The sequence below is a fragment of the Streptomyces sp. NPDC002463 genome (assembly GCF_042889835.1).
In the GTDB taxonomy this organism is placed as follows: Bacteria; Actinomycetota; Actinomycetes; order Streptomycetales; family Streptomycetaceae; genus Streptomyces; species Streptomyces nymphaeiformis.
Map to the genome: position 1 here is coordinate 71,130 of NZ_JBIARL010000025.1, position 13,789 is coordinate 84,918.

Below are 13,789 nucleotides of genomic sequence, written 5' to 3' on the forward strand. Positions count from 1 at the left end.
CGTCAGCGGGCCTTGATGTCGACGATCAGCCACCGGTCTCCCTCGTGCTTCGCGGTGACGGTGAGCTGCGCGGCGGCGGAGGTGGGGGCGCCCTTGTCGCGGCGCGAGGTCTGGTCGAGGAACACGAGGAGGCGCGCGCTGTCCCCGTCGAGTTCGACGACCCCGGTGCGGACGGCCTGGGTGGAGAGGGTGATGCGCTGGCCGACCAGCTTCGTGCGGACCTGGGCGAGCAGGTCGCCGTACTGGCGTGCGGCGCGCCCCGCGAGCACGGTGCGGGAGGACCGCTCCGCGGCGTCGGTGTCGGCGGGCGTGTAGGAGAAGACCCGGGCGAGCCCTTCGGCCACCTCGCCACTGACGCGGTCGGTCGTCGCGGTGTCGGTGAGCGCGTGGTTGCGCGCCGCCGGAGTCGAGCGGAGCTGGTGGGCGGCGTAGAAGAACCAGCTCCCGCCGAGGAGGAGGCCGGTGAGGGCGACGGCGAGGGCGGCCTTGCGCCAGGGGACGGCGGAACGACGGCCGGTGGCCTTGCCCGGGCCCGGGTCGTCCTGGTCCGTCGCCGACTCCGGGCCCGGATCGGGGGTCTCCACGGCGGTGGGCCCCGCTGCGCCCGGCTCCGTGGTCTCCGCTGTGCGCGCCTCCGCAGCCTCCGCCACGTCCGGCTCCGTGGGCTGCGTCGCGTCCGCGGTCCCGGTGGCCTTCGCCTCCGCTTCCTGCCGGTCGTCCCCGACGACCTCCCTCGTCTCTCCCCCGTCCGGCCCGGCGTCTCCGCCCCTCGTCCTGCGCAGCAGTCGCGTCACTCGTCCCCGCCCTCCTTGCCCGTCTCGCCCTGCTCCGCCCCCGCGACCGGGACCGCGCTCAGTGCCGCCACTCTCCACGTGTTCTCGTCCGTGCGGGTCAGGACGGCCTCCAGGCGCTTGCGGTCGGTGGTCGCGGTGGCGGCTCCGCGGGGGGTGACGTCGACGCGTACGGTCGCGATGAGTTTCGCCGTACCGGCCCTCGCGTCGAGCGCCGTGAGCGCCGCCTCCGTGACCGTGGCGCGGGCCGAGGCGCCCACCGTGGGCTCGGTGCGGCCCAGTTCGGTGCGGAGGGGTCCGGTGGAGGCGTCGCGCCAGGCCCGGATGCCGGCTTCGGCACGCTCGCGGGTCGAGGCGTCGAGCGTGGTGAGGACGGTGACGCGGCTGCGGCCCTCGGCGAGCGCGGTGTCGCGTTCCCGGCCGAAGGCGAGCTCCTCGTCCGTGCGGGCCTGGGCGTAGGTCCAGGCGCCGGTGCCGCAGAAGCCGAGGGCGACGACGAGGGCGCCGATGCTCAGGACTCTGGCCCGCCTCATCGCGCACTCCCCGTGCCGAGGCCGAGGAGGCCTGCCATGTCCGTCGGGCCGCCGCTCTGGCCGGGCAGGGCGAGCGCGCCGGGCAGGGCGGTCCGCGTGCCCGTGGTGCGGGTGCTGCCGGAGGGCAGGGAGCCGGGCCGGGCCGGGGTGGGCACGGCGCCGCTCTCGGGGGCGTGGGCCGAGCCGCGCACGTTGACGCCGGTGGAGGCCGCGGCGGTGCAGGAGGCGCCGGTGTTGAGGGCGGGCGCGGTCCCCAGGTCGAGGCCGTTGCGGTAGCGCGTGGCACCGTACCCGGAGGTGCAGGGCAGCGGCTTGAAGAAGGTGACGGCCATGCCGAAGTTCACGTGTCCTCCGTCGACGGTGGTGGCTCCCGCCGAGACGGCTGCCGGGAACTTCACGAGGAGTTCCTCGGTGCCGCGCTGCCGGGTGACGGCGATCTCGGAGGTGGTGAGGAGGTTGGCGAGGACGACGCCGAGGCTCGGGTCGAGGTCGCGCAGGAGGCCGCTGACCTGGCCGGTCGCGTCGGGTGTGACGGCCAGGAGGCGGCGCAGGTCGGCGTCGGAGCCCTTGAGGGTGGCGGCGAGGTCGCGGGCGCCGGTGGCGAAGTCCCGGATGGCGCGGCTCTCGTCGGCCTGGGTGCGCAGGACGACCTCGCCGTCGTCGATGAGCCGGGTCGTGGCCGGCAGGGAGCGGTCGGCGGCCTGGACGAATCGGCTGCTGTTGTCGAGGAGGACCTGGAGGTCGTCGCCGTGTCCCTCGAAGGTCTTGCCGAGTTCGTCGACGACCGCGCGCAGGGAGTCTAGGGGTACGGAGCGGCTGAGGTCGTCGATGCTCGCCAGGACGTCGGTGACGGGTGCGGGCACCTCGGTGTCGGCCTGCTCGATGCGGGCGCCGTCGGCGAGGAAGGGGCCGCCGTCGCTCTCGGGGCGCAGGTCGATGTACTGCTCGCCGACGGCGGAGAGTCCGGCGACGACGGCGCGCGCGTCGGCGGGGATGCGGGGTGCCGAGTTCTTGATGCGGAGTTCGGCGACGACTCCGTCGGCGGTGAGGTCGATGGCTCCGACGCGGCCGACGGAGACGCCGCGGTAGGTGACGTCGGAGTGGGTGAACAGCCCTCCCGTACGGGCGAGGTGGACGCGAACGGTGTAGTGGTCGGCGACTCCGGCGTAGCGGCCGAGGTCGGCGTAGCGGACGCCGACGAAGCCGAGGACGAGTACGGCGATGACGAGGAACGCGAGGTTCTTCAGCCGTACGGTGCGGGTGATCACCGCTTCTCGCCTCCGTCCTGGGGGGTGCTCGTGGTGACCGGGGGCAGCGGCAGCGCCGACCGCGGGCTCTGGGTGTCGCGGTGCGTTCCGGCTCCGCCGCGCGAGGCCGGGTCCGGTTGCGGTTCCGGGTCGGGGTTCGACGGGGTCGGGGTCGGGGTGGGGTCGGTCCTGGGGATGAGGGGCGGGATGACCTCGGTCCCCGGGGCGGCCGCGAGGTGCAGATAGGTGTTGAGGTAGTCGCCCTTGATGCCGCGCATCACCTCGTCGGTGAACGGATACGTGAGGAGTACCTGCAGTGATTCGGGCAGGTCGGCACCGGCGTCGGCGAGGGCCGTGAGGGTCGGGGCGAGGGCCTTGAGGTCGGCGACCATGTCCTTCTTGCTCGCGTCGATGGTGCTGACGGCGACTCCGGACAGGGTGTCGAGGGCGCGGAGCATGGTCAGCAGGGAGCCTCGCTGGTTCTCCAGGGTCTTCAGGCCGGGCGAGAGGCCGGTGAGGACCGTGTCGACGTCCTTCTTGCGGCCGGCGAGGGTGGCGGAGAGGCGGTTGAGTCCGTCGAGGGCACGGGTGATGTCGCCGCGGTGCGCGTCCAGGTTGGTGACCAGGGTGTTCACGCGGTTCAGCATCGAGCGGACCTCGGGTTCGCGGCCGCCGAGCGCCGCGTTGAGTTCCCGGGTGATGGTCTTGAGCTGGTTGACGCCGCCGCCGTTGAGCAGCAGGGACAGCGCGCCGAACACCTCCTCGACCTCCGTGTTGCGGTTGGTGCGCGCGAGGGGGATGACGCTGCCGTCGGTGAGGCGTCCGCCGCCGTCCTTCTGCGGTGCGACGAGCTGGATGTACTTCTCGCCCAGGAGGCTGGACTGTTCGAGGCGGGCACCGGCGTCGGCGGGCAGCCGGACGTCGCCGTTGATCTTCAGGGTGACGCGGGCGGTCCAGGTGCCGGTGCCGGTGCCCAGCTCGATGGCGGTGACACGACCGACGGCGACGTCGTTGACCTTGACCGCGGACTGCGGCACGAGGCTGAGGACGTCGTCGAGTTCGGCGGTGACCGTGTAGGGGTGGGAGCCGAGGTCGGCGCCGCCGGGCAGCGGGAGGTCCTCGATGCCGTCGAAGCGGACGGGGTTCGCGGGGACCGCGCCGAGGACGACGGCGATCCCGAGGCCGAGGGCGACCGCTCCGACGGCTCCGGCGCCGAGGGCCTTGCGGGAGGGCAGGGTGGTCACCGCTCCCCCTCTCCGGTGCGCGCCGAGGAGGAGGAGCCGCCGGTCACCGGCAGCGGGAGCAGCGGTCCGCCCATGCTGATCTCGTTGAGGTTCGCGCGGCCGTCGAGGGTGCGGGTGTCCTTGTTGTACGCGTTGACGACGTTGCCGGCGGCGAGCGGGGCGACGTCGAGCGCCTCCGCGAGGGAGGCACGCTGGTCCACGAGGGTCTGGGTGAGGGGCACGAGCCGGTCGACGTTCTTCTTCAGCTCGCCGCGGTTGTCCTTGATGAAGGTCTTGACCTGGGCGAGGGCCTTGCCGAGTTCCTTGAGGGCGCCGGCGAGGTCGTCCTTGTTCTCGGCGAAGTAGCCGACGACCTCGTCCAGGCGTTCCTGCGCGGTGCGGACGTCGCCGTCCTTGTTCTTGAGCATCGTGGTGAAGGTCTGGAGCTGCCCGAGGGTGGTGAAGAGGTTCTCGCTGCTGCCGTCGAGGGTCTTGGCGGCCTTGCCGAACTGTTCGATGGAGGTGCCGATGGCCGTGCCGTTGCCCTTGAGGTTCTTCGCTCCGGTGTCCAGGAGTGCGGAGAGGGCTCCGGCGGAGTTGGCGCCGTCGGGGCCGAGCGCCTTGCTCAGCTCGGTGATCGAGTCGTAGAGCTGGTCGATCTCGACGGGGGTGCGGTTGCGGGAGGCGGGCAGCTGGGCGCCGTCGGCGAGCGTGGGGCCGCTGCTGTAGGCCGGGGTGAGCTGGACGTACCGGTCGGCCACGATGCTCGGGGCGACGACGAGGGCCCGCGCGTCGGCGGGGACGCGTACGCCTTCGTCGAGGCGGAGTTCGACACGTACGCGGGTGCCCTGCGGTTCCACGGACGCCACCTCCCCCACCCGGACGCCGAGGACGCGCAGATCGGATCCGGCGTAGATGCCGACGGCCCGGTCGAACCAGGCGGTGACGCGGATGCCGTCGTCGTCGAGGACGCGGACGGCGACGAGACCGCAGGCCGCGAGCACCGTCAGGGCGAGCCCGGCGACGAGGGGCTTTCTGGGCTTGGTCATCGTTCACCGCTCCCCTGGGCCGTCGCCGTCTGTTTCGGCGGGAGGCATCCGGTCTTGGGCTGCGAGGCCTCGGGCAGATAGGTGCGGGGCACCACGCCGCACAGGTAGGCGTCGAACCAGCGGCCGCTGCCGAGGGTGTTGCCGACGAGCCGGTAGTACGGGCCGAGGAGCGCGAGCGTCTTGTCGAGCTGGCCGCTGTTCTTCTCCAGGACGCCGGTGACGCGGCTGAGGGCCTTCAGGGTGGGGCCGAGCTGCCGGTCGTTGTCGCCGACGACGCCGCTGAGCTCGGTGCCCAGCTCCCTGCTTCCCTTGAGCAGGGCGCGGATGGCCTCGCGGCGCTTCCTGAGTTCGCCGAGGAGCGAGCCGCCGTCCTCCAGGAGGATCTCGAAGCTGGACTTCTTGTCCTGGAGGGTCTTGGTGAACTTCCTGCTGTTCTCCAGGAGCCGGGCGAGCTCGGTGTCGCGCTTGGAGACGGACTTCGACAGCTCGGACAGGCCGGTGGCGGCGTTGCGTACGTGCGGCGGCGAGTTCTTGAAGGTGGCGGAGATCGTCTCGAAGCTCTCCGCGAGCTTCTCGGTGTCGATGGCGTCGACGGTGCCGCTGAGGTCCTGGAAGGCCTGTGTGACGTCGTACGGGGACGTGGTCCGGGACTGCGGGATGCGGGTGCCGGGGTCCTGGGGCGCGGAGCCCAGCGGGTCGACCGCCAGGTACTTCTCGCCGAGGAGGGTCTTGATGGCGATGGCCGCGGTGGAGCGGTCGCCGATCCAGGCGTCGCCGACCTCGAAGGTCACCTTGACCCTGGGCCCGTCGAGGGCGACCTCGGTGACCTTGCCGACCTTGACCCCGGCGATGCGGACCTCGTCGCCGGCGTCGAGCCCGGCGGCCTCGGTGAAGTCGGCGCTGTAGGCGGTGTCGCCGCCGACGAGCGGGAGCCGTTCCACGTTGTACGCGAGGGCGGCCAGGAGGGCGAGGACGATCAGGCCGACGACGGCGACGGAGACGGGGTTGCGTTCCTTGACCGGCTTGATCCGGCCGCGCGGGCTCATCCGCGGCACCTCGTCTCGGTCACGGCGATGCCGGTGGGCGGCTTGGAGCCGTCGGACGTTCCCACGCCGCTCACGCGCGCCTCGCAGAGGTAGAGGTTGAACCACGATCCGTACGAGGAGAGCCGGGCGAGGGCAGACATCTTGCCGGGGGTGTTCGCGAGGAAGGCCTCGATGGCGGGGGTGTGGTCGCCGAGGGTGCCCGAGAGCCGGCCGAGTTCGCGGATGTCCTTCTTGAGGGGTGCGCGCCCCTCCTGGAGGAGTCCGGCGGTCGTCGTCGTGAGGTCGCCGATGGCCTTGACCGCCTCGCCGAGGGGTTTGCGGTCGGTGTTGAAGCCGGTGACGAGCTTCTGGAGGGTGACGACGAGGTCCCCGAAGGCGGCCTCGCGGTTGTTGAGGGTGCTCAGGACGGTGTCGAGGTGGGTGACGACCTCGCCGATGACCTTGTCCTTGGCGGCGACGGTCCTGGTCAGGGAGCCGATGTGCCGCAGGAGGCTGTCGACGGTGCCGCTCTCGCCCTGGAGGACCTGCACGAGGGAGCCGGCGAGGTCGTTGACGTCGGCGGGCGAGAGTCCTTCGAACAGCGGCTTGAATCCGTTGAACAGCAGGGTCAGGTCGAGTGCGGGGGTGGTGCGGTCGAGCGGGATGGTGTCCCCGGCGCCCAGGGTGCCGCTGAGGTCGCCGGTGCCCTGGCCGAGGGAGACGTACCGCTGCCCGACCATGTTGAGGTACTTCACGGCGGCGGTGGCCGACCGGGGCAGGGAGCGGTCCTCGCGGACGGTGAAGGTGACCTGGGCGGTGCGCCGCTCGACGACGCGTACGTCGGTCACCTCGCCCACCTTCACTCCGGCGATGCGCACGGAGTCGCCCGTGACGAGCCCGGTGACGTCGGTGAACAGCGCCTTGTACGAGCGCGTTTCGGAGCCGACGCCGGTGTTGGCGATGCTGAAGCCGAGGACGGTGGTGGCGAGGGCGGTGACCAGGACGAACGCGAGGGACTTCAGGACGGTCCCGGTCAGGCCGCGTCGTCGCGTGTGTGCGGGCCGTGTCGTCATCGGAGGGTCACCTCCGCGCCGCGGAACGCCGGGCCGGCGAGCAGGCTGCTCCAGTCCGGCAGGTCGCCGGGCCGCTTCCCGGCCGCGGGCGCGAGCAGTTCGTTGACGAGGTCGTTCTCCTGCGGGGAGTTGGCGGGCCCGAGCTGCTGGTCGGCGGCGGCGGACGCCTGTGCGGCGGGGGCGGCCGGGATGCCGAGGTAGGGCACGGGGTAGCAGTGCGGGCCGCCGCCGGAGCCGTACGAGGGCGTGTCACGGCCGGGGACGTAGGCGCCGCGCGAGGGGACGGTGGTCACCTCGACGTGCAGTCCGGGCCGGTTCGTGCCCTTGCCGAGGGCCTTGTCCATCGCGGGTACGAACTGGGCGAGGGTGCGCAGGGTGCAGGGGAAGGACGGGGAGTACTCGGCGAGCAGGTCCAGGGTGGGCCAGCTGGTGGCGCTGAGCCGGATGATGTTGTTCCTGTTCTGCCGCAGGAAGGAGGTCACGTCCTGGGCCGTGCGGGTGGTGGCGCCGAAGGTGCCGGCCAACTCGCCCTCCTTCTCGGCGAGGGTGCCGCTGGTGGTGGTGAAGTCGGTGAGCGCCGTGACGATGTCCGGGGCCGCGTCCGCGTAGAGGTGGCTGACCTTCACGAGTTCTTTCAGGTCGCGGGTGAGGGCGGGCAGGTGGGGGTTGAACTCGCGCAGGTGGGCGTCGAGTCGGGCGAGGGTCTCGCCGAGCTTGTCGCCGCGTCCCTCCAGGGCGCGGGAGACGGCGGACAGGGTCGCCGACAGCTTCTGCGGCTGGACGGCGGTGAGCAGGGGCAGGACGTTGTCGAGGACCTGCTGGAGTTCCACGGCGTTGCTCGACCTGTCCTCCGGGATGACGTCTCCGGGACCGAGCGGCCGCGAGGAGGGGTCCGCGGGCGGTACGAGGGCGACGAACCGCTCGCCGAAGAGGGTCGTGGGCAGCATCTGCGCGCGGACGTCGGAGGGGACGTGGCGGAGGGTGCCGGGCCGCATGGCGAGGGTGAGGCGGGCTCCTCCGTCGACGGCGTCGATGGCGCGGACCTCTCCGACGACGACGCCGCGCAGTTTCACCTCGGCGCCGAGGTGCATCTCGTTGCCGACGCTGCCGGTCTCGACGGTGATCGGGTCGGAGTCGGTGAAGCTCTTGTCGTAGACGGCGACCGCCAGCGAGGCGAGCAGGACGGGTACGAGCAGGAAGACGACGCCGGCGAACCGGCGGCGCAGGGTCTCGGCACGTGAGTCGCTCATCTCACCCCGCCACCTTCACGGTCGTGGTCGCGCCCCAGAGGGCCAGCGACAGGAAGAAGTCGGTGACGCTGATCAGGACGATCGCGTTGCGTACGGAGCGGCCGACGGCGATGCCGACGCCGGCGGGGCCGCCGGAGGCGCGGAAGCCGTAGTAGCAGTGGGCGATGATCACCATCACGCTGAAGATCAGCACTTTGAGCACCGAGAGGAGGACGTCCGTCGGTGACAGGAAGAGGTTGAAGTAGTGGTCGTACGTGCCCTGGGACTGGCCGTTGAAGAGGACCGTGACGTAGCGGGAGGCCAGGTAGGAGGAGAGCAGGCCGACCGCGTAGAGCGGGACGATGGCGACGACGCCGGCGATGATGCGGGTGGTGACCAGGTACGGCATGGAGCGGATGCCCATGCCTTCGAGGGCGTCGACCTCTTCGTTGATGCGCATGGCGCCGAGCTGGGCGGTGAAGCCGGCGCCGACGGTCGCGGAGAGGGCGAGTCCGGCGACGAGCGGGGCGATCTCGCGGGTGTTGAAGTAGGCGGACACGAAGCCGGTGAAGGCTGCGGTGCCGATCTGTTCGAGGGCCGCGTAGCCCTGGAGGCCGACGACGGTTCCGGTGAACAGCGTCATCGCGATCATGACGCCGATGGTGCCGCCGATGACGCCGAGGCCGCCTGAGCCGAACGCGACCTCGGCGAGCAGCCGTTGCACCTCCCTGAGGTAGCGGCGCAGCGTGCGCGGGATCCAGAGCAGGGCCCTGAGGTAGAACAGGAGCTGGTCGCCGGACCGGTCGAGCCAGACGAACGGGGAGGCCATCGGTCTCAGCCTCCCTTCGGCGGGACGATCTGCAGGTAGATGCCCGTGAGCACCATGTTCACGAAGAACAGCAGCATGAAGGTGATGACGACGGACTGGTTGACGGCGTCGCCGACGCCCTTCGGTCCGCCGCGCGGGTTGAGCCCGCGGTAGGCGGCGACGATGCCGGCGATGAACCCGAAGACCAGGGCCTTGAGTTCGCTGATGTAGAGGTCGGGGAGCTGGGCGAGGGCGGAGAAGCTGGAGAGGTACGCGCCGGGGGTGCCGCCCTGGAGGACGATGTTGAAGAAGTAGCCGCCCAGTGTGCCGACGACGGAGACCATGCCGTTGAGGAGCACGGCGACGGCCATGGTGGCGAGGACGCGGGGCACGACGAGTCGCTGGACGGGCGAGACGCCCATGACCTCCATCGCGTCGAGCTCCTCCCTGATCTTGCGGGAGCCGAGGTCGGCGCAGATGGCGGAGCCGCCGGCGCCGGCGATCAGGAGGGCCACGATGAGGGGGCTGGCCTGCTGGATGACGGCGAGGACGCTGGCGCCGCCGGTGAACGACTGGGCTCCCAGCTGCTGGGTGAGCGAGCCGACCTGGAGGGCGATGACGGCGCCGAACGGGATGGAGACGAGCGCGGCGGGCAGGATGGTGACGCTGGCGACGAACCAGAACTGTTCGACGAACTCCCGGAGTTGGAAGGGCCGCCGGAAGACGGCCCGGCTCACCTCGACGGCGAGGGCGAAGAGACGGCCGGTCTGCCGCAGCGCGCCGGTGATCACGAGCCGCTCCCCGGGGCCGGCAGGGTGAGGGTGGGCGCTGCCGCGTGGTGCGCGTAGGTGTCGCGGATGGCGGCGCGGGCGGCGGGCGGGAGCTGGTCGAGCATGCCGAGGACGCGCTCGCGCCGCCGGGTGACGGCCGCGCGGGGCGGGAGGCCGGGTGAGGGCTCCAGCTGCGGGACGATGACGCGGGGCGCCGACGGGTGGGCGGCGGGGCCGGCCGCCTCGGCGGCGAGCAGGGCGGCGTCCTTCTCCTCGGACATGCCGATGGGGCCTTCGCGGCGGCCGGCGAGGAACTGGGTCACCACCGGTTCGTCGCTGGTGAGGAGGACCTCGCGGGGGCCGAAGGTGACGAGCCTGCGGCGGAAGAACATCCCCATGTTGTCGGGGACGGTGGCGGCGATGTCGAGGTTGTGGGTGACGATCAGCATCGTCGCGTCGATCCGCGCGTTGAGGTCGATGAGGAGCTGGGACAGATAGGCGGTGCGGACGGGGTCGAGACCGGAGTCCGGTTCGTCGCACAGCACGATCTGGGGATCGAGGACGAGCGCCCTGGCCAGTCCGGCGCGCTTGCGCATGCCGCCGCTGATCTCGCCGGGCAGCTTGTCCTCCGCTCCGAGGAGACCGACGAGTTCGATGCGCTCCATGACGATGCGGCGGATCTCGGACTCCCGCTTGCGGGTGTGCTCGCGCAGCGGGAAGGCGATGTTGTCGAAGAGGCTCATGGAGCCGAAGAGGGCGCCGTCCTGGAACATGAGGCCGAAGAGTTTCCGGGTCTCGTAGATGTCCCGTTCGGGGCTGCTGACCATGTCGACCCCGTTGATGAGGACACGGCCCTGCTGGGGCTTGAGGAGCCCGATGAGCGATTTCAGGAAGACGGTCTTCCCGGTGCCGGAAGGGCCGAGCATGACGCTGACCTCTCCGGCCGGCAGGGTCAGCGACACGTCCTGCCAGATGTTCTGCTTGCCGAAGGACATGGTCAGACCCTCAACGACTACTTCGATTCCCATCCCACCTCCAGCAAGCGTGCGTCGGGCGTGCGCTGCGGGCGCACGTTAAGCCGGTGTCGATCACCCGGACAATAGGTGTGGCGCAAAATCCTTGATCCGATCCGGTATTTGTCACCGCGCAGACAAAGTCGGGGTCGGTTCTTGTCTCCGCGGAGACAGAGTGCCGCGCCGACCTGCGACCGAGCGTCGACCTGGGGAACGTTACGGCTGAGTAACCTCTCGCAGCAATACCGGATCCGGAGATTTAGCGGGCCGAAATCAAACAGCGGGTCTTTTGTCAGCCGAGAGACAATTCCACGCGTCGACCTGTCACCGGCGAGAGTAAGAGCGCGATCCACCTGACTCCCGAGCCGCCAGCAGGCGCGAATCCGCCGCCCGGCCTTGTCTGATCGATCATAAATGTCGACATTACGCACCCCGGAACCAAGGGGATTCACGCCACCGCTCACCCACTTGACAGGCAATTCGAGATCTTCAAAGAATCTTGGGCTGCGCCATTGTTCAGCTAAGTTTCCCGCAAGTAACGTCTGGTTTCGCGGCCGAGAAATGCCGGGCCGCCGGCCGCTCGACCCCCACCGCGGCCACCCTCTGCCGGTCAATCCCCAAGGAGAGTCCCAGAGCCATGAAGAAGCCGATCAGAAACCTCGCCGTCGTCGCCGGCGCCGCCTCGGCAGCGTTCGCCCTGACCATGAGCCCCGCGTCCGCGGTGGCCTCCACGGTCTGGACCGTCAGCCCGTCCCCTGCCAGCATCACCGCCGTCAACAGCGGGAACATCGTCCTCAGCGTCAACGGCATCGCCATGACGTGTACGAAGTCGAACGGTGCGGGCACGGGTCAGAGCACCACCGGCAACCCGGCGACCGTCGGCACCATCAACTCCATCGCCTTCGGCGCCAGCGGGGCGCCCTGCACCAGCGTGCTGGGCCCCGTGACCACCGTCGCGACCACTCCCTGGACGATCGTGGCGCAGGACTACACGGCCGCGACCGGCGTCACCAAGGGCTACGTCGGCAACGTCGACGCCAAGGTGACCGTCGGCGCCTGTGTCTTCCGCGTGACGGGCAAGGCGTCCGGCACGTACACCAACTCGACGGGCGCGCTCGCCGTCAACAGCCTGGCGGGCGAGCTCACCGTCGTCTCGTCGACCGGCTGCGGTTCGGCCGTCCCGGTCGGCGCCAAGCCCACCTTCAAGGGCACGTACCTCTTCAAGGCGGGCACCGCGATCCCGACGATCGTCGGCTCCAACCCGTAAGGACGCAGGAACCCGCGTCCGTCCGGTCGGCAACCCCGGCCGGGCGGACGCGGGCCTGTGCGTACCCTCCGCCGGCCCCCTTCCCCCGCCGGCGCACGAACGACCCGAGCGGAGCAGCAGATGAGAGGCCCCGGGCCCACCCCCCGCCCTTCCCGTGTCCGTGCACGCGGCGCGACGATCGCCGCGTTCGTGGCGCTCGCCCCCCTGCTTCCGGCGGCGGCCGTCGCCGTCGGGACGCTGAAGGTCGACGCCGCGCTGCCCTACGTCTGCACCCTGCCCTCGGGACCGCAGCCCGCGACGGTGCGGATCACGGCGGCCTTCCCCGACCGGGCGGCCCCGGGCGAGGAGATCAGGCCCACAGACGTCACCACGACGGTGGAACTCCCCGCCCCGGCCGACCTCACTGCGTCCCTGGGCCCCACCGTACGGGCGGAGACCCGGCTCACCGTCGGCGTGGCCCAGAACGAGCAGCGCGCGCAGGCCACATGGAGCGGAACGGCGCAGTCGCTCGACGTCCCCGCCGACGGGCCTCTCGTGCTCACCACGACCGGCGACGTGCCGACCCTGACGACGGGCACCACAGGGGATCTGACCCTCTCCGCCGAGGGCCTCGCCCTCGATCTCGCCCCGGGCACGGCCGAGGCCACGCCCACCGTCCCCGCGTCCCTCTCGGTCAACTGCGTCCCCGGCCGGCCTCCTGAGGACCGGACGCCGTTCGCCACCGTCCCGGTCGGCGCCGACACCGGCAGCGGGGAACCCGGCACACCACCCGCGTCACCGTCCGCCCCTTCGGCGCCGTCCTCCTCCGCCCCGTCCTCCGTGCCGTCCTCCCCGGCGGGACGGACGGTCCCGATGAGGCCGGGAACGGCGGACGGGAGGGGCCTCGCCCCGAAGGGCCCGCGGACCGGGCAGCGGGGGGACAAGGGCCTGACGGTGACCGACGAGAACACGCCCGGCACGCCGGCGGCCCGGCCGACCGCACCGCCCTGCGTGACCGAGAAGCCGACCCCCCTGTCCCTGTCGGCGTACATCACCGGCTACTCCAACGTGCGGAAGCTGAACGGCGCCAACGTCATCCCGGTGTCCTGCGTCCTGATCGAGCAGGGCGAGCCGCAGTTCGATCCCCGGCCGGACGGAAGCTTCCACCTCCTCACTCCGTCGACGGGGAACCTCTCCTACCAGGGGCGCAAGCAGACCCCGCCGTTCAAGGCCACCTTCCTGACGTTCGGCTTCGCGCCCGCCACGGCCACCATGGTCCTGGAGCAGACGGGGCCCCTGACCGTCGACTCGGACGTCCTCCTGGCCTTCCCCGACAACATCTCGGAAACCTACGTCCGCGCCCGCCTCGTCCTGCGCGTGCTCGACGTCCGGGTCAACGGCACCCGGCTCGACGTCGGTCCTTCCTGCCGCACCGAGAAGTCCCTCACCTCCCCGGAGCCCGACCCCGCGAAGCACCCCGGGGACCACCTCGTTCTCCTGGGCAAGGGGCAGCTCATCAACGGCACCGACGCCACCGGCTACGTCCTCACCGGCGGCGGCCCGCTCACCGGCGAGGTGACCATCCCCGCCTTCAAGGGCTGCGGCGCCGGCGGCGAGAACCTCGACCGGCTCCTCACCGCGTCCATCTCGGGCCCCGGCAACTACATCAAGCAGATCCAGGGCCAGACCTGCGCCGTGGGCGTCGAGGTGCCCACCGAGGGCCAATGCACCGAAGACCATCAGCCGTACGTGGTCCCCAAGCCCGAACGCTGAACCGACCCA

General features: G+C 71.2%; 13 protein-coding genes. 2 read left to right on the forward strand and 11 right to left on the reverse strand.

Annotated features, from left to right (window positions below; translation table 11 throughout):
- Positions 1 to 2: 2 nt before the first annotated feature.
- Genes ACFYX3_RS35680 through ACFYX3_RS35730 form a run of 11 tightly spaced genes read right to left on the reverse strand, consistent with a single transcriptional unit; the run spans position 3 to position 10,776 of the window.
- A complete protein-coding gene (locus ACFYX3_RS35680) occupies positions 3 to 794 on the reverse strand; it encodes a hypothetical protein (RefSeq protein WP_389022834.1) in 792 nt (263 codons plus the stop codon).
- Positions 791 to 1,324: a hypothetical protein gene (locus tag ACFYX3_RS35685; protein ID WP_389022837.1), complete on the reverse strand. Its 534-nt coding sequence runs from the start codon at positions 1,322 to 1,324 to the stop codon at positions 791 to 793. The genes ACFYX3_RS35680 and ACFYX3_RS35685 overlap by 4 nt, the downstream gene beginning before the upstream one ends.
- Positions 1,321 to 2,592, reverse strand: a complete 1,272-nt coding sequence (locus tag ACFYX3_RS35690; RefSeq protein WP_389022841.1) for an MCE family protein — start codon at positions 2,590 to 2,592, stop codon at positions 1,321 to 1,323. Before ACFYX3_RS35690 ends, ACFYX3_RS35685 begins: the two co-directional genes overlap by 4 nt.
- A complete protein-coding gene (locus ACFYX3_RS35695) occupies positions 2,589 to 3,815 on the reverse strand; it encodes an MCE family protein (RefSeq protein ID WP_389022844.1) in 1,227 nt (408 codons plus the stop codon). The genes ACFYX3_RS35690 and ACFYX3_RS35695 overlap by 4 nt, the downstream gene beginning before the upstream one ends.
- Entirely contained in the window at positions 3,812 to 4,843 is a 1,032-nt protein-coding gene (locus tag ACFYX3_RS35700; RefSeq protein WP_382654150.1) for an MCE family protein, read from the reverse strand. The genes ACFYX3_RS35695 and ACFYX3_RS35700 overlap by 4 nt, the downstream gene beginning before the upstream one ends.
- Positions 4,840 to 5,889, reverse strand: coding sequence for an MCE family protein (locus ACFYX3_RS35705; RefSeq protein WP_389022848.1), 1,050 nt, complete (start codon positions 5,887 to 5,889; stop codon positions 4,840 to 4,842). Before ACFYX3_RS35705 ends, ACFYX3_RS35700 begins: the two co-directional genes overlap by 4 nt.
- Positions 5,886 to 6,941: an MCE family protein gene (locus tag ACFYX3_RS35710; protein WP_389022852.1), complete on the reverse strand. Its 1,056-nt coding sequence runs from the start codon at positions 6,939 to 6,941 to the stop codon at positions 5,886 to 5,888. Before ACFYX3_RS35710 ends, ACFYX3_RS35705 begins: the two co-directional genes overlap by 4 nt.
- Positions 6,938 to 8,191 carry an MCE family protein gene (locus tag ACFYX3_RS35715; protein WP_389022855.1) on the reverse strand — a complete coding sequence of 418 codons (1,254 nt, stop codon included), beginning with the start codon at positions 8,189 to 8,191 and terminating at the stop codon, positions 6,938 to 6,940. Before ACFYX3_RS35715 ends, ACFYX3_RS35710 begins: the two co-directional genes overlap by 4 nt.
- A gap of 1 nt (position 8,192) precedes the next feature.
- Complete coding sequence (locus tag ACFYX3_RS35720; protein ID WP_116164494.1) at positions 8,193 to 8,999, reverse strand: ABC transporter permease; 807 nt, start codon at positions 8,997 to 8,999, stop codon at positions 8,193 to 8,195.
- A 5-nt stretch (positions 9,000 to 9,004) separates the two neighbouring features.
- On the reverse strand, positions 9,005 to 9,769 hold the full coding sequence (locus ACFYX3_RS35725; protein WP_389022859.1) for an MlaE family ABC transporter permease: 765 nt from the start codon (positions 9,767 to 9,769) through the stop codon (positions 9,005 to 9,007).
- On the reverse strand, positions 9,766 to 10,776 hold the full coding sequence (locus tag ACFYX3_RS35730) for an ATP-binding cassette domain-containing protein (protein WP_116164490.1): 1,011 nt from the start codon (positions 10,774 to 10,776) through the stop codon (positions 9,766 to 9,768). The genes ACFYX3_RS35725 and ACFYX3_RS35730 overlap by 4 nt, the downstream gene beginning before the upstream one ends.
- Positions 10,777 to 11,398: 622 nt before the next feature.
- On the opposite strand from ACFYX3_RS35730, the gene ACFYX3_RS35735 reads away from it, so the two are divergent.
- Positions 11,399 to 12,028: a hypothetical protein gene (locus ACFYX3_RS35735; protein ID WP_389022864.1), complete on the forward strand. Its 630-nt coding sequence runs from the start codon at positions 11,399 to 11,401 to the stop codon at positions 12,026 to 12,028.
- Between the two features lie 189 nt (positions 12,029 to 12,217).
- The gene (locus ACFYX3_RS35740) at positions 12,218 to 13,780 is read left to right on the forward strand and encodes a DUF6801 domain-containing protein (RefSeq protein WP_389022867.1); all 1,563 of its coding nucleotides are present in this window, start codon (positions 12,218 to 12,220) and stop codon (positions 13,778 to 13,780) included.
- The last annotated feature ends 9 nt before the right edge of the window (positions 13,781 to 13,789 follow it).